This is a genomic window from Natronorubrum aibiense (genome assembly GCF_009392895.1).
Lineage (GTDB): Archaea > Halobacteriota > Halobacteria > Halobacteriales > Natrialbaceae > Natronorubrum > Natronorubrum aibiense.
In genome coordinates, this window is sequence record NZ_CP045488.1 from 768,567 (window position 1) to 788,402 (window position 19,836).

Here is a 19,836-nt window from a genome sequence, read left to right on the forward strand (position 1 = left end):
TTCACGGCGTTGACGTGATGCAAAGCGTCTCGTTTGCACATCAGAATGCGAAGCGTTCCAAGGACGAGCGTGAATCCGACAACTCTGGTACAATCCACGTTCGATAGCGATACGCATTTCAAATTATTTAATTAAACTCTTTCCACAGGTTGTTAACAGAGATACAGCGGAATCGCGGGGTGTTGATGTCGGCTATCTTGCAGTGCTGCATAACCGTAGCACCAAGGCTCACAAGATCCAATCGTCGTTACTCGAGTAGGCCGAGATCCTCGAGACGTTTGACGATCACGTCGACGGCCTGCCTGGCGTCATCTACCTTCTTCCCTCCAGTGACGACCAGCTTTCCGGAGCCAAAGAGGAGGGCGACGACCTCTGGATCGTCAAGTCGATAGACGAGTCCAGGGAACTGCTCTGGTTCGTACTCGATATTCTCGAGGCCGAGCCCAATCGCGATCGCATTCAGGTTGAGATTGCGGCTAAGGTCGGCACTGCTGACGATGTTCTGGACGATAATCTCTGGCTCCTCCTCAACTTGAATATGGAGTTCGCGGAGCTCATCGAAGACGATCTCCAGACTTTCGTGAACATCATCAGTGCTTTTTGCGCCAGTACAGACGATTTTTCCTGACCGGAAGATCAGTGCAGCAGACTTGGGGTTCTGGGTACGGTAGACGAGCCCAGGGAACTGCTCAGGGTCGTAATCAGCCCCCTCGAGGTCCATCGCGACACTCTGAAGATCAAGTTCCTGTCCGATGCCAGTCGACGCGACGACGTTTTCGATATTGATGGAGTCCTTTGGGTCCGCCATGAGTTAGTAAAAAGACGTATTTAGTACTTATAAAACTCCGTACTATACTATGGACACATATTTTGTATTTTTGTTATATCCCGATATGGCCTCAGAACCTCCGTAACGAGGGGAAAATAGCAAGCGAACAGATACGAATAACGTTTCACGACCTTGTCGTATCATATCTCAAAATCTGGAGACGATTCCTCACTTTGCTCGAGTCGGTTGTACAGATAATATGAGTATGCAACAGTCACAGCAGCAGTTAAGAGAGCGGGAACCACAAGAAAGTAGAGCGCGTATTTACCGAAGAGGAGTCCGATCAGTGTCAGTATTGCGGTCAACTTAAAGAGTGTTCCTCCGAGTGCGTGCGTCCGGTTCCAGACATCTTCGTTACTGAGTGTCCACGGCGTCCGGATGCCAACAAACCAATTGCGTTTAGCTCGTGTGAGCAGGATACCGCAGTAGTAGAAGAGACCCGCAGATCCGACGAGTACGAGATATGTGAAGTCGAATTCGTAGCCGAGATTGAAGGCGATAATCCCGACGTGGAGGAGGAGCATATATCCCGTAAAGACGATGATAAACCAGTCGTAATAGGGGCGGAACTCAGCGATGTTCGCTTGAAATGGGTCAATTCGGGGGATAAGCGCGAATAAAAGAAGTAAGCCCGCTGTCAGTGTCGGAAACAACCAGAGAGCGAGTGTCTTGGGCATCGTTCCGTTCGGTTCGCCTGCCGCGTTCCAGTTTGAGACGATTTTTGCGGGTAGTTCAGGCGCAGTAAGGAGACTCACGATGCCAGAGAGGACGACAAACCCGACTGTTAAACCAAATCGGTGGTGAGTGTTCATATGAGCCTATATACTATTCTGGCATTGACAATAACCTTTTGACACCGGTTCAAGAAGTTAGTGGTATGACAGTATCTGACAAGTCGGATATTTTAGAGGTGCCGTTCAGAACGCGGCTCATGAGGGTAGTTGTCTCGATCGTCGTCCTGACGTTCGTGACCGTCGTTCTTGGATACGGGGGCTGGCTTGTCCTGACGATTACCGCCAAGTTGGCGGGATACGATCCGGAGACAGCTGACGGTGACTTGCTTCGTCACCGGTTATTGGCCTGGCCTGATCGCAATAGAGAAGTTATGCGCACTAACGGAAGAACGAGTATTCCATGGAAACCTTGACATCCTCCTCCGCGTGAACACGGAGGAATCCCGAGCGGTGGGAGTGTCAGGTTCGCAACCATGGACGCCGCCACTTTGCGGGAACTCGTCTAACCCAGTCGTCGTGGTCGGTGGCTGACTGGCGGTGCCAAACCGCCGGTACTCCTATCCTCCATCATGTTCGGACCCACCGTGTTGTTTTTGCCACGGAGAGTCCGTCAGACTTCGACGGATTCGGAGTTATCTTCAGGCTTGCTCAAGCCGACGGGCACGGGACGAACCCTTCGAGGATTCGTGTTCACCGTGTCGGCGTTTCGGATACTGTCTCATTGAGTGGCGGACAGGCCGTGGTTCGAAAATCAAAGATTTTCGTCATCACGAGAGAGCGACACTCTCTCGAACGACCTCCGAAGGCCGTTCGGAATCCGCTCCGTTCCGACCTGGCCTTCCCATCGTATAGTGGTTCGTGGCACTTGAAAATATGGACTGGTAACTCAGACTATGCTCTCATCGGTGGAAATCGTCCAATGACACGTATCCACGCCGTAAACGACGTGGTATTGCGCCTGCTCCGCATATAAGTAGTTCGGAGCAAACCCTAACCCACCGCTCCTCGAAGGTTCTCTCGTATGTCGACACATTCCGCCGCCGTTCGCCTCGTCCGGAACGCCACTATGCTTGTGACTCTCGAGGAGACGACGTTCCTCGTCGACCCGCTATTCGCGCCTCGTGGTGAGCTGCCGCCGATCCCGGATACGCCGAACGACCGTACGAACCCACTCGTTCCGATGCCTGACATTGAACTGTCCTACGACGTTGTGGTCGTCACCCATCGTCATCCGGACCACTTCGACGAGGCGGCAAAAGAAGCACTCGAGGCAGACATCCCGTTGTTCTGCCAGCCTGAAGAAGTGAACGCGTTCATCGACGAGGGCTTCACGGATGTGCGACCTGTCGACGACGAAGCTGGGTTCGACGATATCACCATCCACCGGACACCCGGACGCCACGGGCACGGACAGTTAGCCGAGGAGATGGGGCCGGTCTCTGGATTCGTCTTCGAAGCCGACGAGACGCTGTATCTCGCTGGCGACACGATCTGGTACGACGAGGTCGAACAGACATTCGACCGATTTGATCCCGATATGGTCGTTCTCAACGGCGGCGAAGCACAGTTTAATCAAGGCGACCCCATCACGATGGGTGTCGAGGACATCGCCGCTGTCCGCGATGCGACCGACGCCACGGTCGTCGTCGTTCATATGGAAGCGATCAACCATTGTCTCCTCACACGCGACGAGGTGCGGTCGGAGACGGAAGACATCCACGTTCCCGAAGACGGAGAGCAAGTCACTCTGTGAGAGACTGCGGGGGCGAATTGGACTCGCTGCCACAACTTGTGGGACGATTCTACTCACTGGGAACTACCACCAAGCTTCAACTGAGCTGCCATCCAAGCGCCCGTATGGACCTTGGAATCATTCTCGAGACCAATGACCCTGAGCGTGTCTGGAATGCGTTCCGGCTGGCAAACACAGCACTCGATGCGGACCATACGGTTGAAGTCTTCCTCCTCGGAGACGGTGTTGAGGCACCAGACCTCGAGCACGAGAAATTCAATCCGCACGGAGTTATGCTCAAATATACTCAGAATGGTGGCGAACTCTTCGCCTGTGGGACGTGTCTCGATTCCCGCGATCTCGAAGCGGACGATCTCAGGCCACGTTCGACGATGGATGACTACCTCCGAATCGTCGAGGACGCCGAGAAGGTACTCACCATCGGTTGACTGAAAGCACTCGAGTTCGACGAACTCAATCTCAACGTCGCCGACGCTAGCACGAGTCGATAGCTGCTCCTTTTCACGGACCGCTCGAGTCGATGTTGCAGGCGAATCCGCTACTTCCCATACACAGACACTCCCCGTATTGGTCACCGGGCAAAGACTTAATCAGTGACCAACAGACGGATCAGTATGCGACCAGTTGACGAGGAAAAACTCAGGGAGTTCGAGACGTGGTTGAGTTTGCTCACCGATGGCGATCTCCCAGAGCGACACAAGTGGAAAGCGTGGTTCTGCGTTGCCGAATACGAACAGCCGGATTTCGAGGACGTCTCAGCGCTCCTCCGAGACAACGACGCCTCAGGGAGCTTCGTATTTCTCGGACGTGACGCTGAGGAACAAGCCGAAATCATGGAAATGCTTGCTGCCGACGGCCACGAAATCGCGTTTCATTCGCATCGCCACCATGCGTACGACGATCTCTCCTACGACGACGCTTACGACGCCATCACGACCGGGTTGGCAGCTATCGAGGATGCAACGGGGCTCGCTCCGGATGGCTTCTTTGCGCCATTCTTGAAACTCAGCGACGGGACAGTTCAGGCAATCGAGGAGGTAGGCTTCGAATGGGTACTCGGAATGACTGACAACGAACCCGACGTCATCGAGATCACACCGCCAGTGATCCCGTTCGACACGGAACTTATGGAAGAACACAGCCCTTCTGAGACGATGGAGACGTTGCGAACAGAAGCTGAGGCCGACAGTGCACCGTTCCTCTTCCATCCACCAGTGATCGAGTACAACGACGGGATGGATGCCTTCGAAGAATGGATCCGCGCGGTCGAACCTGTCACCGTCGCTGAGCAGATTGAGTCGGGTGGGACAGGTATGGTCCTCGACTGTGTGCGACCGGTCCGACTCGAGTGAATCAGCCGGAGTGCCTCGAGGTGTACCGCGGGACATCCGTGCAGCGGTTGCACGCCCAGCAGTGGCTGCCCAATTGGCACTAGATGCCTATCTATTCCGTGTGATCGTACCTCGGCTGAGGGGATCTGGCAATGACGATCACCGCTCCAATCGACGAACCCGAATACGAAACGCTTGCTCAAGATACTCACGGCAAGGTGCTCCGGCCCGGAGACGACGACTACGACGAGGCCCGATCGATCTGGAACGCGATGATCAATAAGGAACCAGCCGTCATCGTCCGCCCCGCCGGGGCAGCCGACGTGATGACCGCAGTGGCGTTTGCCCGTGATCGCGACCTCTTGCTCTCTGTAAAAGGTGGCGGTCATAACGTTGCTGGTAACGCCATCTGTGACGACGGTATTACGATCGATCTGTCTTCGATGTCATCGGTGCGAGTCGATCCAACAAGCCAGACTGCCCGCGTCGGACCCGGGGCGACGATGGCCGATCTTGACCATGAGACACAGGCGTTCGGTCTCGCGACGCCCGGCGGTGTCATCTCGACGACCGGCGTCGCTGGAGTCACACTCGGCGGCGGGATCGGATGGCTCAGTCGGAAATACGGCCTCTCAATCGACAACCTTCGTTCGGTCGATGTTGTTACTGCAGATGGGGAGCTCGTAACCGCAACCGAAGACGAGAACCAGGACCTCTTCTGGGCGATTCGCGGCGGGAGCGGCAACTTCGGGATCATTACGTCGTTCGAATTCGATCTCCACGAAGTCGGCCCCGAAGTGCTCTTCGGGCCGATCGTCTACCCGTACGAGGACGCAGCCGACGTGCTCACCCGCTACGAGGAGTTCACTCGAGGCGCGCCGCGGGAGTGCACCGTCTGGGCGAACAGCGTCGCGGCGCCGCCGCTTCCATTCCTTCCCGAAGCGATCCACGGAACTACGGTTCTCATACTGATGGGCTTCTACGCCGGCGACCTCGAAGAGGGCGAGGCGGTGCTCGAACCGCTCCGCGAGTACGGCGATCCCATCGCCGACGCCGTCGAACCGATGCGGTATACCGAGGTCCAGAGTCTGCTGGACGAGCTGTACGCTGAGGGTGCCCGAAACTACTGGAAGGCGCCCAATTTCACGGCCCTCTCCGAAGAGACGATCGACAGCATAATCGAATACGCCAACCAGTCCCCAACCCCGCAATCTGAGGTACTCATCCACCAGGTCGGCGGGGCCGTCAACGATGTCGCGTCGGATGCGACCGCATACCCACACAGGGACACGGAGTACATCGTAACCGTCGGCGCACGCTGGGAGGATCCGGCGAAAGACGACGAGTGCATCGCGTGGGTGCGAAAGTGTCACGACGCGCTCGCTGAAGTCGCAACGGGCGGGACATACGTCAACTTCGAGGGCGATCGGGAAGGCCGTGAGCAGAACGCGTACAGCGGGAACTACGACCGACTCGTCGAACTGAAAAACGAGTACGACCCGGAGAATATCTTTCGGCAGAATCAAAACGTGAAGCCAACAGATTGGGGGCAGTATCAGTAGCTTCTGGTCAAACTGCATAGAATCCACCTTATCGTATTGTCAGACTAATTCACACGACGTAGCCGATGACCGGTGTACGAACTCTTCAGAGGGAGGCCAACTACGAGCTCCCGAACCGGCCTTGGAGGTTCCACTCTAGCAATAGCTACCTATTGAAACTAAGGCACCTATTTGTAAAACAGGCTCAGGCAGATGGCTCTTGAGTGAGCACTCGAGGGTACCGACTAAGAGCTCGATGCACCGAAACCACACCACCAGTAGGTCCCTATTTTACGAAACACCGGACAAAGGAGAGAATACAATGGTCAGAGAACGATTCTAACTCACTCGGAATCGGGAAGAAGTTGATAACAAACGAGACGAATATCACCTCTGTCGCGTTGCCCTGCGCGACATGCACCGATCCAATCTGACCGTCCACCCACCTTGCTACACCTCGCCCGGCGGCTAGCACCCGAGCCCATCCGGGCGATGGTGGTTGTTCTCATTCAATTCTGTAGCTAAGTCCCATCCAAGGAGCAACGCAGTGAGCGGCGCGCGAATAGGGTGAGGTAGCTCAGTACCGTAATAAAGAACAAGTTGAGGGACACGCTACGTTCGTTGAATACAACCACTCACCCATCAGAAATCACTCTATTACTTTCGATATCGAAAATATTCTGCTATTTAACCACCCTTCTTTGATTATCTGCTGTTTCCATCAACAATACTCCAAAAGTCGAGTGATGATGGGGAAGTATCTCAACAGAACAGTTGTTCCATTCGGAAAAAACATGACTATGGCTTTCGTATAGGGATGCGTGACTTCCACGAACAAAACTGTGAACGACGTGATGTCGACACCGTTGGAGATGGTCTCCAAAGATGCGACACTCGAGGAGGCTGCAACACTAATGACCGACAGTGAGATCAGTGCTCTGGTCGTCTCGACTGATCCACCATCGATCATCACGAGTACCGATATTGTTGCTGCTGCTGCTGACGGGCATGCACCGACTGATCTTCAAGTCTCTGACGTGATGACCAAGTCAGTTGAGACTGTTCCGCCAGATCTCTACCTGCAGCAGGTTGCTGCGATGATGACTAATTTCGGCATTAAACACCTTCCCGTCACCGATGGTGATGATTATATTGGGATGGTCTCTTCGACCGACGTCGCCGCTCAGTTGTCCTGAACTGACGGTTCGGCAGCCAATACGATCGGCCAGGTAACTGTTACTCTGTTTTTTCACCACTCTCAGCTGCTTCCTCGACCCGTTTCGCGTGTTTCTCGAGATCAGCTGCGATCTCGCGCGCCTGCGCGGGCGTTAATTGAATCTCTTCCATATGCGCAGGCAGGTGTTCTTCCATCATATTGTCGAGTTCGAATTGCAACTCTACACAGTCCGGGTTCTTTTTGTCTGCCGTTGCGTTTACAACGGCGAACGCTTCTGTTTCGAAGTCGTGTCCCTTCGCCACGGCATCGACGAGATCGAGCGTCGTATACGCGTTGACTTTCATCAATCGGTCTGCCATCTATCTGGCCAGATAGAGCGTTCGAATGCACTTATTGGTGCCGTAGATCTCTCTCTATAGCCATATAATCGAGGTAGGTAGTCACACTCGTTGAGGGGAGTGGTTCGAAGGCCTTATGTATGAACCGGGGATTATCGAATAATACGCAGAAGATGAGGACCTCACCCCTGTGGTCCGCCATACAGAGGGGGTCTGATGTTAGCCTTGGTAGTTCGGTGTCGCCTGATCGGTCGACGATCCGGGGTCACCGAACGTGGACCCATTTATGTGTGAGTGTGTATCTTAACATTCACCGCCAAGAACCCTCCCGACAATGGTCGGGAGTATATAGCATTCCGGTTGATCCTGCCGGAGGTCATTGCTATTGGAGTCCGATTTAGCCATGCTAGTTGTACGAGTTTGTACTCGTAGCAGATAGCTCAGTAACACGTGGCCAAACTACCCTATGGATCCGGATACCCTCGGGAAACTGAGACTAATCCGGAATACGATTCCCACGCTGGAAGTGCGGGGAATCAGAAACGCTCCGGCGCCATAGGATGTGGCTGCGGCCGATTAGGTAGACGGTGGGGTAACGGCCCACCGTGCCAATAATCGGTACGGGTTGTGAGAGCAAGAGCCCGGAGACGGTATCTGAGACAAGATACCGGGCCCTACGGGGCGCAGCAGGCGCGAAACCTTTACACTGCACGCCAGTGCGATAAGGGGACTCCGAGTGCGAGGGCATATAGTCCTCGCTTTTTGTAACCGTAGGAAGGTTACAGAATAAGTGCTGGGCAAGACCGGTGCCAGCCGCCGCGGTAATACCGGCAGCACGAGTGATGACCGCTATTATTGGGCCTAAAGCGTCCGTAGCTGGCCGCGCAAGTCTATCGGGAAATCCGCACGCCTAACGTGCGGGCGTCCGGTGGAAACTGCACGGCTTGGGACCGGAAGACCAGAGGGGTACGTCTGGGGTAGGAGTGAAATCCCGTAATCCTGGACGGACCGCCGGTAGCGAAAGCGCCTCTGGAAGACGGATCCGACGGTGAGGGACGAAAGCTCGGGTCACGAACCGGATTAGATACCCGGGTAGTCCGAGCTGTAAACGATGTCTGCTAGGTGTGCCACAAACTACGAGTTTGTGGTGTGCCGTAGGGAAGCCGTGAAGCAGACCGCCTGGGAAGTACGTCCGCAAGGATGAAACTTAAAGGAATTGGCGGGGGAGCACTACAACCGGAGGAGCCTGCGGTTTAATTGGACTCAACGCCGGACATCTCACCAGCATCGACAGTGTGCAGTGACGGTCAGTGTGATGAGCTTACCTGAGCCACTGAGAGGAGGTGCATGGCCGCCGTCAGCTCGTACCGTGAGGCGTCCTGTTAAGTCAGGCAACGAGCGAGACCCGCATGCCTAATTGCCAGCAGTACCCTTGTGGTAGCTGGGTACATTAGGGAGACTGCCAGTGCCAAACTGGAGGAAGGAACGGGCAACGGTAGGTCAGTATGCCCCGAATGTGCTGGGCGACACGCGGGCTACAATGGCCAAGACAGTGGGATGCAACCCCGAAAGGGGACGCTAATCTCCGAAACTTGGTCGTAGTTCGGATTGAGGGCTGAAACTCGCCCTCATGAAGCTGGATTCGGTAGTAATCGCGCCTCAGAAGGGCGCGGTGAATACGTCCCTGCTCCTTGCACACACCGCCCGTCAAAGCACCCGAGTGAGGTCCGGATGAGGCCCGGTTCCCGGGTCGAATCTGGGCTTCGCAAGGGGGCTTAAGTCGTAACAAGGTAGCCGTAGGGGAATCTGCGGCTGGATCACCTCCACAGACCGGGATCAGGACGCTGTCCTGACCCACCAGCGGTTTTCACGTTCGATCGACCCATCGCGCGGCCGATCGGGCACCTCAGAACTACCGAGGCTAACACATATGTCTCTGTCCGCCCATCTGGGCGGACGTGGGCCCATAGCTCAGTGGTAGAGTGCCTCCTTTGCAAGGAGGATGCCCAGGGTTCGAATCCCTGTGGGTCCATGACTCGTACCAATCATCGAATCGCTCCCCTTAAGTGGGCGACGGGACTGTGATTGAGTACGACTGAACTGATGCACCACTCCGCGCAAGTGTGAGTGGGAAGGGTCAATGCAGGCCGGCCGTCTACCGGCGTGCAGATGCGACCGTGTGTACGTGTAGTCCAGGCGTCCACTGGACCCGTTCCCGGGTCACGATGTTGCGACTCTGTCGCAACGCCGATCCGATGAACGTGGCTACTGTGCCAGCTGGTGGATCGCTCGGCTTGAGAGCTGAAGACGGACGTGCCAAGCTGCGATAAGCCTATGGGAGCCGCACGGAGGCGAAGAACATAGGATCTCCGAATGGGAATCCCCACCGCAATTGCTTCGCGCAATGGGGAACGTCGAGAATTGAAACATCTTAGTATCGACAGGAAAAGAAAACGTAATCGTGATGTCGTAAGTAATGGCGAATGAACGCGACGCAGTCCAAACCGAAGCCCTTACGGGCAATGTGGTGTTCGGACTGACGATCACTTCCCGAAAAACGACACGAAGTCTCTTGGAATAGAGCACGAGACAGGGTGACAGTCCCGTAAGGTCGTCGAGTACGGAACGAGTCAGTTCCAGAGTATCGGGGGTTGGATATCCCTCGTGAAGATCGCGGGCATCGACCGCGAAGACTAAACACTCCTCAAGACCGATAGCGAACAAGTAGTGTGAACGAACGCTGAAAAGCACCCCACAAAGGGAGGTGCAATAGGGCGTGAAATCAGTTGGCGATAGAGCGACAGGGCACGAAAGGTCCCGTATCGAATGAATCAGGCGCGAGCCTGTAGTAAGCCATACGGGAAGCCGGTGTTCTGTCGTACGTTTTGAAAAACGAACCAGGGAGTGTGCCTGTTTGACGAGTCTAACCCGATCATCGGGGAAGGCGCAGGGAAACCGATACGACCGCAGTCTTACGACGAGGGTCACCGTGTTCAAGCGCGGGGAGTCAAACGGGCACGACCCGAAACCGGACGATCTAGGCGTGGACAAGGTGAAGCGTGCCGAAAGGCACGTGGAGGCCTGTTAGAGTTGGTGTCCTACAATACCCTCTCGTGATCTACGTCTAGGGGTGAAAGGCCCATCGAGTCCGGAAACAGCTGGTTCCAACCGAAACATGTCGAAGCATGACCTCTGCCGAGGTAGTTCGTGGGGTAGAGCAACGGATTGGGGGACCGCACTCCGAGAGGAGTGCGCCCCCCTGTCCAACTCCAAACCTACGAACGTCGTTTGACGCAGGGAGTCCGGTGCGCGGGGTAAGCCTGTGTACCGTGAGGGAGACAACCCAGAGCTGGGTTAAGGTCCCCAAGTGTGGACTAAGTGCGATCGAAGGTGGTCTCAAGCCCTAGACAGCCGGGAGGTGAGCTTAGAAGCAGCTACCCTCTAAGAAAAGCGTAACAGCTTACCGGCCGAGGTTTGAGGCGCCCAAAATGATCGGGGCTCAAGTCCACCACCGAGACCTAGCGGCATCCGTAAGAGGATGATTCCGTAGGTTGGCGTGCTGTTCGGGCGGAAGCATGGTCGAGAGATCATGTGGACCGTGCAGTAACGAAAATCCTGGTCATAGTAGCAGCGTTAGTCGGGTTAGAACCCCGACGGCCGAACGAGTAAGGGTTCCTCAGCAATGCTGATCAGCTGAGGGTTAGCCGGTCCTAAGTCAGCCCGTAAGTCGAAGCTGACAACAGGGAAATAGGTTAATATTCCTATGCCAGTGTGCACTCAAAGCCGACGCTTTGGGGCCGCCTGAGCTGGGCTTTCGCCCAGTCGAACTGTCGAAGTTCGTGGAAGCCGTAATGGCACGAAGCGACCGAATGACAGGATAGCGCAAGTCAGGTCAACCTAGAGCCCGTGAAAAGGTGAGCACACTGTCCGTACCGAGATCCGACACAGGTACTCGTGGCGGCGAAAGCCAAGGTCTGTCGGGAGCAACCGACGTTAGGGAATTCGGCAAGTTAGTCCCGTACGTTCGCAATAAGGGATGCCTGCCTCGCGAAGAGGCAGGTCGCAGTGACTCGGGCGCTCCGACTGTCTAGTAACAACATAGGTGACCGCAAATCCGTAAGGACTCGTACGGTCACTGAATCCTGCCCAGTGCGGGTATCTGAACACCCCTTACAAGGGGACGAAGGACCCGTTAACGGCGGGGGTAACTATGACCCTCTTAAGGTAGCGTAGTACCTTGCCGCTTTAGTAGCGGCTTGCATGAATGGATCAACGAGAGCGCCACTGTCCCAACGTTGGGCCCGGTGAACTGTACGTTCCAGTGCGGAGTCTGGAGACCCCCAAGGGGAAGCGAAGACCCTATAGAGCTTTACTGCAGGCTGTCACTGAGACGTGGTCGCCATTGTGCAGCATAGGTAGGAGGCGCTACACAGGTACCCGCGCTAGCGGGCCACCGAGCCAGCATTGAAATACTACCCGATGGTGACTGCGACTCTCACTCCTGGCGGAGGACACTGGTAGCCGGGCAGTTTGACTGGGGCGGTACGCGCTTGAAAAGATATCGAGCGCGCCCCAAGATTTCCTCACTCGGGTCGGAGACCCGAGGAAGAGCGCAAGAGCAAAAGGAAGTCTGACAGTGTCCGGCACAACGACGGACGCTGACGCGAAAGCGTGGTCTAGCGAACCAATTCGGCTGCTTGATGCGGCCAATTGCTGACAGAAAAGCTACCTTAGGGATAACAGAGTCGTCACCCGCAAGAGCACATATCGACCGGGTGGCTTGCTACCTCGATGTCGGTTCCCTCCATCCTGCCCGTGCAGAAGCGGGCAAGGGTGAGGTTGTTCGCCTATTAAAGGAGGTCGTGAGCTGGGTTTAGACCGTCGTGAGACAGGTCGGCTGCTATCTATTGGGGGTGTTTTGGTATCTGACGGGAACGTTCGTATAGTACGAGAGGAACTACGAATGGGTGCCACTGGTGTACCGGTTGTTCGAAAGAGCACGTGCCGGGCAGCCACGCACCACGGGGTAAGAGCTGAACGCATCTAAGCTCGAAACCCACCTGGAAAAGAGATACCACTGAGATCACTCGTAGAAGACGAGTTCGATAGACTCGGGATGTACGCGCCAAGGCAACGAGGCGTTGAGTCCGCGAGCACTAATCGATCGAGCCACACAATCATATTACATCGCATTGGATCCGTGACGCGTGAACGGGTCCGGACGCAAACTGGACTACACATACACACGGTCAGAGAGACCACCGATACTGGTGTGACGACGGTTCGATTCCGTTGATCGGCGTTACGGCGGCCACAGCGGCGGGGTTCCTCCCGTACCCATCCCGAACACGGAAGATAAGCCCGCCTGCGTTACGGTGAGTACTGGAGTGCGCGAGCCTCTGGGAAACTCGTTTCGCCGCCTCCACTCATATCACATACGAGACCGACAGTGGTCTGACGGCGGTTCGATTCCGCCGGTCGGCATTACAGCGGCCATAGCGGCGAGGTGCCTCCCGTACCCATCCCGAACACGGAAGATAAGCTCGCCTGCGTTACGGTGAGTACTGGAGTGCGCGAGCCTCTGGGAAATTCGTTTCGCCGCTTCCATTCATACTTCATTTATCTCAGACAGCCACAGCTGTGGCTGGTTGGGATTTTCGCATTTCCGTATAGCACTAATACCTCATATATATTATTTGTATTAAGTACTAACTTGATCCCTGTATGTGGCCTGTCTATTATCGAAATCATGATAGTGGCATTTATTTCCGGAGTCTGTTTGAATGGGTAAGCGTTGCACAGGGCGATGGAGGAAGACCACTGGCGGGTGTACACTGCATATGCCGATCGCACTGCGGACGTTAGACGATGGCGCATGGATCAGCGTCAACGATTCTCGTCAGGTGAGCGTCAGTGACGTCTGGACACTTTCTCGAGGAGTGTTTTGTGACTGTAAACCTGCGTACGTTCTGCTCGAGGCGTTCCTCGATGTTCGTATCAACGGTTCGATCGTGGTTGCGGAGGCAGTCGGACAGTGTCTCGAATGCGGCACACGAGATTCGATCGCACGGTTGCCCGTCGGGAAAATTGTTGATGGTGAATTCGAACCCTATAATCCCGAAGCGGTTCAGTCGGTACTCGAGCCGGAGTCGTAATCAGAGATAGGAGTACTGGTTCGTTATTCCTTGTCAGCGACGAGTTCGACGATATCTGGAATCGAGCCAGCGTCCGCGGCTCCACCGCGGTAACGCAGCGCCACGTAGTCGAGTTCGAACTGCCACTCTGCGCTGTCGTAGGATTTAACATCATCACGAAGTCGTTCGAGAGTTAGCTCTGCTTGGTCGATGCGTCGTGTTACCTGACAAAGCAGGTGTTTCCCGAGCGGGTCTGACTCGACTGCGTCTGCTGTCGTCTCGAGTTGCTCGCGTGCAGTTCGTTTCTCGTCGACAAGTTCGTTCGCATCCTCGATCAGTTCAACCTCGATATCGTCGAGTTCGTCCCGTCCGGGAACATCTTCGAACGCGGACAGTGTCGAGGCAACCGTGGCGAGTTCGGCCTGGATCAGCAGGGCCTGGGCAAGGTGACCGGCATCTCTGGAACGCTCGGGTTCGGAGAGGTGATCTAGCTGAATGTCGAGCCACCGATCGTGGGAGTAGGACGGGACATCGGATTCGTATTCCCACTCGACTTCATCGGTTGCCGTCTTGATTCGATCCGCTAGGCGCTCGTATAGGTCCTCAATATCGGTCGCCCAGTCGACGGTGTCGTCGGTCTCGAGCACCTCGAGAAACCACTCGGCGTCGTGCAGACTGTGCCGACCAGTTTCGACTGTCTCCCAGACGACTGAGTTATTGTACTGGCTGTCTATCATGAAGTCAGTTGCTCGTGAGTAACGTGACGCGGCGGTCCCAGCGAGCGATTCAGCGTGACTAGCCTGAACGATGGTGTGGGCAAGTGACTCTCCCGCGTACATAGCTTCAAAGGCATCGAGTTTGTTACCGAGCGTCTCGTGGGCAGTCTGCAGTTCGTCACTCGGCTGTCCGTTGTCGGTCTCTATGTACCGACCGCGGGCCGCTGCACTTGCCGAGATCGCGAGCAGGTAGTTATCGAGCGCTTCGTGTCGCTCGTCGTCATCGTCGATCGAGTCGGGTGGATGGTCCGCAAGAGATTTGTTCGCGTTCTCGAGGTGTCCCGATTCCTGCGCATCGGGATCAGGAAGTACCTGTTCGGTCGTTTCGACGTGCTCGCGGGCCCGTGAATAGGAGGCTTCGAGGTGGTCGGCGGTGACCGTAACTGGATTAGGAATCGTTGGGACCGGGATAGCAAGTGCTGTCTCGATCGCGTCGATGTCGTCCCAGCGCCGGATCGGCCGCCGCTGCCAGTAGGCGACGCCGGCACCGCCGAGGCCGATGGCACTGGCCACTTTGAGGAGGGGTCGTCTACGGGAACGCATACAGCGGCCAAACGCGGACCTGATGCCGTTCGCCCGCCTGCTGAACTACATCGAGTACAAGGCTCACGACGCGGGCATCGACGTGCAGCTGGTCGACGAATACGACACATCGAAGACGTGCAACCGGTGTGGGTCAGAAGGTGTCCGAGAGACGCAGGGACGCTTTGAGTGCCCAGAATGTGGGCTGGACGACAACGCAGACAAAAACGGCGCGTTGAACATCGGCAAACGAGCCTTGGGCAAGTTCTCGAAACCGCTGTCTGAGTCGGGGGCCGTATTGGCACGGCCCGAAACGCAGGTCATCGTCAACCGTGGCAACGAACCTGCGAACCTCCCGCTACTCGTGGATTCAACCCCCAGTGGGAGAACCCCACGGCTTTAGCCGTGTGGAGGATGTCAGAGTCATGAGGGAGATGCACGCCCGCCATCCTCGATAGTATTCGCAATCGGAACGGGTTAATGACGTTCATCGTTCGCTTCCTTCCAATGGCCGGGTTCAACGTCATGAATTTCTCCTTTTGCCTCGCGTTCGCTCGGCCAGAACGCAATCAGAAAGACTACGATATAGAACACAGCCAGCGCTGTTGCGACGACCAAGCCAGGGACCCCTGGGAGCTCCGCGGCCTCAGTCCACTGTGTTTCGGGGCTAAAGAGGGTGATCTTAGAGACCCAGGCGATCCCGACGACAACAAACAGTAACGCGTACACCCGACGGACCCGACGAGACAGGGCTTCGAGGTATGAAACCTTGAATGTCGGCTGACGGAGATCGTCGCTGATCTCTTCTCTCCAATTCGGATGATATTCGGCGCCTGCGGGATTGAAGGCGTTCGCGAAGATGTTCTCCTCAACGAACCGGACTTGAGACCGCCATACGTCGTAGAACCGATAGCGTCGGACTTCGAAAAAGAGGAACATACCCAGCAGTACCAGTCCGATCAACAAGAGGTACGCCGGCATATCCTTGCTTGCAAACACTATCGAGAGCAAGGCGGCGATCAGGGTGATTGCCCAGTCGGTTGTTCGGTCGAGCCGATCCTGCGCGCTTACCGTCTGACTCACACTACCTCGATAAAAGTGCGGGAGGAGCGAAAGGAACTCCTCCGAATCAGTGCCAGCATTGGTCGCAACCTCTTCATCTTGAGTATCGAGTCGATCGGATGTCTCGTCCATGTCAATTACACACCTCCGACCAGAATAACGTTCTCTATGTGTCCAATACAGTCAAATAATCATAATTTCCCCTACCGTAGGTGTCCGTTTCCTGCTATGACTGTTATATTGACATAGAAAGAGACATAATCGAAGTAACAACAACGATGTACTGGATGCATCCTCTGGTCCTTGTTTAGATATTCAACAAACCAATCCTGACAACATCCTGAGAAACAGAGTCCTACCTCGATAACTGTACTACCTATACTGAACGCAAGTTTCACAGACAACTTTGAATAAAGAAACCGTATTGCCAACTACTGTTCCCAATCACTTGTAAGCAGTCCAAGTGATTCTCGCAAAAATCACCGCCTATTCCAAATAGCAGGGAAAACTGCCGAAAGAGGTGAGATGCGGGGAGAACTGACGGGACAGAGAGAGGGTTATGTTGCCCCCGTCATAGAACGGGTAGTAATGGTCAGCGACGTTGAGAAGTGGAAGGACGAACTCTACGGGACGGATATCCGTGCAGAGATAGAGCGATTCGCCGAGGAAGGCTGGGAAGCGATTCCCGATGACGAGCACGATGCGTGGTTCGAGCGGTTCAAATGGTACGGTCTGTATCACCAGCGAGCGGGGCAGGAGTCGTATTTTATGATGCGGATCGGTCCGCCGGGCGGCGTCCTCGAGCCGGGGCAGTTCCGACAGCTCGTCGAAATCGCGGACGACTTCTCCCGCGGTCCCGCCGAAAATCCCGAGTTCGGAAACGGCTGGATCGACGTGACGACCAGACAGGCGATTCAGCTCCATTGGATTCGACTCGAGGACGTTCCCGAAATCTTCGATCGACTCGAGGAGGTTGGGCTCTCGACGGTCCAAGCCTGTGGTGACTCCTGGCGGAACATCGTAGGCTGTCCGGTTGCCGGCAAGGACAAACACGAACACGTCGACGCCGACGCGCTCGCCACGGAACTTCACGACACGTTCAAGCGCAACGATGCGTACTCGAATCTGCCGCGGAAGTGGAAGGTCTCGGTAACAGGCTGTGACGAAGGCTGTGGGCAAGGCGACATCAACGACTTGGCGTTTGAGCCTGCCCAGAAGGAGATCGACGGCGAGACCGTGACGGGATACAACGTTCGCGTCGGCGGTGGACTCTCGCGCAATGAACCGCGCTTCGCTCGTAACATCGACGTCTTCGTGACGCCGGAGCAAGCCGTCGACGTCGCGGGCGGGATATCCGGACTGTTCCGCGATCACGGAGACCGCGAGAACCGCTACAACGCCCGCATGAAGTTCCTCGTCGACGAGTGGGGGCCCGAAAAGGTCCGCGAAACGCTGCAAGAGGACTACGTCGACTTCGAACTCGAGACGGCTGGCGAAGACCTTCGAGACTCGTACTCGTACAACGCCGGTGAAGCCGACGGGAAACACGACCACGTCGGTGTCCACGAGCAGGACGACGGCAACTACTACGTCGGGCTGAACGTCCTTGTTGGGCGAATCGGCGTCGACGACGCCTACGAACTCGCCGACGCAGCTGATGCTCACGGTTCGGGTGAAGTGCGACTAACGCAGCGCCAGAACATCATCTTCACCGACGTCCCCGCGAAGAACCTCGACGACCTGCGTTCGGAGTCGGTGCTCGAAGACTACAGTCCCGATCCGCATCCGTTCCAGCGTGGCTCGATCGCCTGTACGGGGACCGAGTTCTGCTCGCTGTCGATCGTCGAGACGAAAAACCGGCAGGTTCGGTTCGGCCGCTGGCTTACGGACAACGTTTCCCTCCCCGAAGGAGTCGAGAACTTCCACATTCACCTCTCGGGATGTACGGCTTCGTGTGCCCAGCCACAGATCGCCGACGTCTCCCTTCGAGGGATGAAAACGCGCAAAAACGGCGAGCCGGTCGAAGCACTCGACATCGGACTCGGTGGCGGACTCGGGGAGAACCCGCAGTTTGCCTCTTGGGTCGCCGAACGCATCCCGGCAGACGAAGTTCCCGGAGCAATCGCGAATCTGATCGAGAACTTCGCCGAGGCACGCGACGGAACTGAAAGCTTCCGTGAGTTCGTCGCCGCTCGAGACGACGACGAACTCGCCGACCTGATTGAACCGGAGGAGACGGACTACGACGATCCGTACATGCACAACACGAAGCGGACCTGGTACCCCTACGCCGAAGAGGACGATCTCGACGAAAGTCCAGCACCCGCGCGGGCGGATGGAACGCCGATCCCATCTGACGATTAGGGCACATCACTCCCGAATCGATAGCAGGGCTTGTTCGTAGTTTCTCCTGCCATCGATCGCCGCTGACCTCATACCGGGTCGGAACCTGTTCTTAATCCGTCGATCACTGCGAGATCGGCGTTCGTAATTCGGGCAATATTTGTCGACAATCCGTCGCACGATTCGCTCGTGGGCTGTCTCGAGGAGCCACAGACGTGGTCACGCGGGGACGACTCACCTCTTCCGCGACGTGTCGATTCAAACGAGAGCCAACAGGGTTAACCTACAGACCGCAAATCGTCGCATATGACGCTCTCGAATCGCCGCGTGCTCGTGACGGGTGGGGCCGGGTTCATCGGTTCGCATCTCACCGAACGGTTGCTTACGGACGGAGCCGATGTAACGGTCGTCGACGACCTGTCGAACGGTGCACTCGACCGTGTTCCCGAGGGAGCGACGTTCGTCGAAGCCGACTTGACGAACCCAGACGCTCTCGAGAGACATCTCGACGACATCGATCTGGTCGCTCATCTGGCCGCCTCGAAACACGTCGACACGGATCGGCCACACGCCCAGTTCGACGAGAACACGCGGATGACGCGAACCGTTCTCGAGGCGATGGCCGAAGCCGACGTCACCGAAATCGCCTACACGTCTTCGTCGACGGTCTACGGCGACGCCCCGCGACCGACACCCGAAGACTACGCGCCGCTCGAGCCGATCAGCGCCTACGGGGCGAGCAAACTGGCCGACGAGGGACTGCTCTCGGCGCGGGCCCACAGCCACGACCTGACAGTCTGGAACTTTCGCTTTGCGAACGTGGTCGGATCGCGACTCCGCGGCGCGGTGATCCCTGATTTCATCGAGAAACTGCGAGAGAATCCCGAGACGCTGACGATCCTCGGCGACGGCCGGCAGGAAAAGTCGTATCTGCACGTCGAAGACTGCCTCGACGCGATCTGTCACACCATCGAACACGCCGACGGCGCGATGAACACCTATAATCTCGGTACACGAACGACGACGTCGGTCGATCGGATCGCGTCGATCGTCGCCGAGGAGTTAGACGTCGATCCCGCCCGTGAGTACACCGGTGGCGAGCGGGGCTGGACCGGCGACGTGCCGAAGATGCGCCTCTCGATCGAGAAGCTGTCGGCCCTCGGCTGGGAGCCGACCCTGTCGAGCGACGAAGCGGTGCGACAGGCGACCCGAGAACTGCTCACTGAACTCCGCTGACCAACGGAGCGCTTCCCGAAGCAACCCGACTAAAACGGGCTCGTGAACGTCTAGAAGTCC

At 56.3% G+C, this 19,836-nt stretch carries 14 protein-coding genes, 1 tRNA gene, 4 rRNA genes and 1 pseudogene; 15 read left to right on the forward strand and 5 right to left on the reverse strand.

The features are described 5' to 3' along the window. Positions 1 to 247: 247 nt before the first annotated feature. Positions 248 to 808, reverse strand: coding sequence for a TATA-box-binding protein (locus tag GCU68_RS03890; protein WP_152939171.1), 561 nt, complete (start codon positions 806 to 808; stop codon positions 248 to 250). Positions 809 to 969: 161 nt separating this feature from the next. After that, entirely contained in the window at positions 970 to 1,641 is a 672-nt protein-coding gene (locus GCU68_RS03895; protein WP_152939173.1) for an SdpI family protein, read from the reverse strand. Positions 1,642 to 1,706: 65 nt separating this feature from the next. Here GCU68_RS03895 and GCU68_RS03900 point away from each other — a divergent pair, with 65 nt between their 5' ends. From GCU68_RS03900 to GCU68_RS03925, 6 genes are all read left to right on the forward strand, one after another. Beyond that, positions 1,707 to 1,976 carry a hypothetical protein gene (locus GCU68_RS03900; protein WP_152939175.1) on the forward strand — a complete coding sequence of 90 codons (270 nt, stop codon included), beginning with the start codon at positions 1,707 to 1,709 and terminating at the stop codon, positions 1,974 to 1,976. 608 nt (positions 1,977 to 2,584) lie between these two features. Further along, the gene (locus tag GCU68_RS03905; protein ID WP_152939177.1) at positions 2,585 to 3,316 is read left to right on the forward strand and encodes an MBL fold metallo-hydrolase; all 732 of its coding nucleotides are present in this window, start codon (positions 2,585 to 2,587) and stop codon (positions 3,314 to 3,316) included. 104 nt (positions 3,317 to 3,420) lie between these two features. Next, complete coding sequence (locus GCU68_RS03910) at positions 3,421 to 3,744, forward strand: DsrE family protein (protein ID WP_152939178.1); 324 nt, start codon at positions 3,421 to 3,423, stop codon at positions 3,742 to 3,744. Between the two features lie 186 nt (positions 3,745 to 3,930). Next, positions 3,931 to 4,668, forward strand: a complete 738-nt coding sequence (locus GCU68_RS03915; RefSeq protein ID WP_152939180.1) for a polysaccharide deacetylase family protein — start codon at positions 3,931 to 3,933, stop codon at positions 4,666 to 4,668. Between the two features lie 131 nt (positions 4,669 to 4,799). Next, a complete protein-coding gene (locus GCU68_RS03920) occupies positions 4,800 to 6,209 on the forward strand; it encodes an FAD-binding oxidoreductase (protein ID WP_152939182.1) in 1,410 nt (469 codons plus the stop codon). Positions 6,210 to 7,042: 833 nt separating this feature from the next. Further along, positions 7,043 to 7,384, forward strand: coding sequence for a CBS domain-containing protein (locus tag GCU68_RS03925; RefSeq protein WP_152943568.1), 342 nt, complete (start codon positions 7,043 to 7,045; stop codon positions 7,382 to 7,384). 40 nt (positions 7,385 to 7,424) lie between these two features. Here the strand turns inward: GCU68_RS03925 and GCU68_RS03930 are convergent, their stop codons facing one another. Continuing rightward, on the reverse strand, positions 7,425 to 7,724 hold the full coding sequence (locus GCU68_RS03930) for a DUF6360 family protein (protein ID WP_193565067.1): 300 nt from the start codon (positions 7,722 to 7,724) through the stop codon (positions 7,425 to 7,427). Between the two features lie 332 nt (positions 7,725 to 8,056). Here GCU68_RS03930 and GCU68_RS03935 point away from each other — a divergent pair. The 6 genes from GCU68_RS03935 (at position 8,057) to GCU68_RS21565 (ending at position 13,858) form a co-directional block, all read left to right on the forward strand. After that, a 16S ribosomal RNA gene (locus tag GCU68_RS03935) occupies positions 8,057 to 9,529 on the forward strand. A 134-nt stretch (positions 9,530 to 9,663) separates the two neighbouring features. Then, positions 9,664 to 9,735, forward strand: a tRNA-Ala gene (locus tag GCU68_RS03940). Positions 9,736 to 9,959: 224 nt separating this feature from the next. After that, a 23S ribosomal RNA gene (locus GCU68_RS03945) occupies positions 9,960 to 12,881 on the forward strand. Between the two features lie 125 nt (positions 12,882 to 13,006). Then, a 5S ribosomal RNA gene (gene rrf / locus GCU68_RS03950) occupies positions 13,007 to 13,128 on the forward strand. 60 nt (positions 13,129 to 13,188) lie between these two features. Then, positions 13,189 to 13,310: ribosomal RNA gene (gene rrf, locus GCU68_RS03955) — 5S ribosomal RNA — on the forward strand. Together the 16S, 23S and 5S rRNA genes with 1 tRNA gene alongside form the textbook arrangement of a ribosomal RNA operon. Before the next feature lie 233 nt (positions 13,311 to 13,543). After that, a complete protein-coding gene (locus GCU68_RS21565; protein ID WP_227014912.1) occupies positions 13,544 to 13,858 on the forward strand; it encodes a hypothetical protein in 315 nt (104 codons plus the stop codon). Positions 13,859 to 13,881: 23 nt separating this feature from the next. On the opposite strand, the gene GCU68_RS03960 is transcribed toward GCU68_RS21565, so the two are convergent. Next, positions 13,882 to 15,126: a hypothetical protein gene (locus tag GCU68_RS03960; protein ID WP_227014914.1), complete on the reverse strand. Its 1,245-nt coding sequence runs from the start codon at positions 15,124 to 15,126 to the stop codon at positions 13,882 to 13,884. 49 nt (positions 15,127 to 15,175) lie between these two features. Here GCU68_RS03960 and GCU68_RS03965 point away from each other — a divergent pair. Then, positions 15,176 to 15,538 (forward strand): annotated as a pseudogene (locus GCU68_RS03965) (transposase); the annotation flags it as partial. Positions 15,539 to 15,612: 74 nt separating this feature from the next. Here the strand turns inward: GCU68_RS03965 and GCU68_RS03970 are convergent. After that, positions 15,613 to 16,329, reverse strand: coding sequence for a DUF2270 domain-containing protein (locus GCU68_RS03970; protein ID WP_152939186.1), 717 nt, complete (start codon positions 16,327 to 16,329; stop codon positions 15,613 to 15,615). A gap of 456 nt (positions 16,330 to 16,785) precedes the next feature. Here GCU68_RS03970 and GCU68_RS03975 point away from each other — a divergent pair, with 456 nt between their 5' ends. After that, positions 16,786 to 18,561: a nitrite/sulfite reductase gene (locus tag GCU68_RS03975; RefSeq protein WP_152939188.1), complete on the forward strand. Its 1,776-nt coding sequence runs from the start codon at positions 16,786 to 16,788 to the stop codon at positions 18,559 to 18,561. A 285-nt stretch (positions 18,562 to 18,846) separates the two neighbouring features. After that, the gene (locus tag GCU68_RS03980; RefSeq protein ID WP_152939190.1) at positions 18,847 to 19,776 is read left to right on the forward strand and encodes an NAD-dependent epimerase/dehydratase family protein; all 930 of its coding nucleotides are present in this window, start codon (positions 18,847 to 18,849) and stop codon (positions 19,774 to 19,776) included. Positions 19,777 to 19,836 lie beyond the last annotated feature (60 nt).

Excerpts from the sequence above, each read along its gene's own strand:
- GCU68_RS03890 (WP_152939171.1), bottom strand. The coding sequence starts at position 808 with ATGGCGGACCCAAAGGACTCCATCAATATCGAAAACGTCGTCGCGTCG.
- GCU68_RS03895 (WP_152939173.1), bottom strand. The coding sequence starts at position 1,641 with ATGAACACTCACCACCGATTTGGTTTAACAGTCGGGTTTGTCGTCCTC.
- GCU68_RS03900 (WP_152939175.1), top strand. The coding sequence starts at position 1,707 with ATGACAGTATCTGACAAGTCGGATATTTTAGAGGTGCCGTTCAGAACG.
- GCU68_RS03905 (WP_152939177.1), top strand. The coding sequence starts at position 2,585 with ATGTCGACACATTCCGCCGCCGTTCGCCTCGTCCGGAACGCCACTATG.
- GCU68_RS03910 (WP_152939178.1), top strand. The coding sequence starts at position 3,421 with ATGGACCTTGGAATCATTCTCGAGACCAATGACCCTGAGCGTGTCTGG.
- GCU68_RS03915 (WP_152939180.1), top strand. The coding sequence starts at position 3,931 with ATGCGACCAGTTGACGAGGAAAAACTCAGGGAGTTCGAGACGTGGTTG.
- GCU68_RS03920 (WP_152939182.1), top strand. The coding sequence starts at position 4,800 with ATGACGATCACCGCTCCAATCGACGAACCCGAATACGAAACGCTTGCT.
- GCU68_RS03925 (WP_152943568.1), top strand. The coding sequence starts at position 7,043 with ATGTCGACACCGTTGGAGATGGTCTCCAAAGATGCGACACTCGAGGAG.
- GCU68_RS03930 (WP_193565067.1), bottom strand. The coding sequence starts at position 7,724 with ATGGCAGACCGATTGATGAAAGTCAACGCGTATACGACGCTCGATCTC.
- GCU68_RS21565 (WP_227014912.1), top strand. The coding sequence starts at position 13,544 with ATGCCGATCGCACTGCGGACGTTAGACGATGGCGCATGGATCAGCGTC.
- GCU68_RS03970 (WP_152939186.1), bottom strand. The coding sequence starts at position 16,329 with ATGGACGAGACATCCGATCGACTCGATACTCAAGATGAAGAGGTTGCG.
- GCU68_RS03975 (WP_152939188.1), top strand. The coding sequence starts at position 16,786 with ATGGTCAGCGACGTTGAGAAGTGGAAGGACGAACTCTACGGGACGGAT.
- GCU68_RS03980 (WP_152939190.1), top strand. The coding sequence starts at position 18,847 with ATGACGCTCTCGAATCGCCGCGTGCTCGTGACGGGTGGGGCCGGGTTC.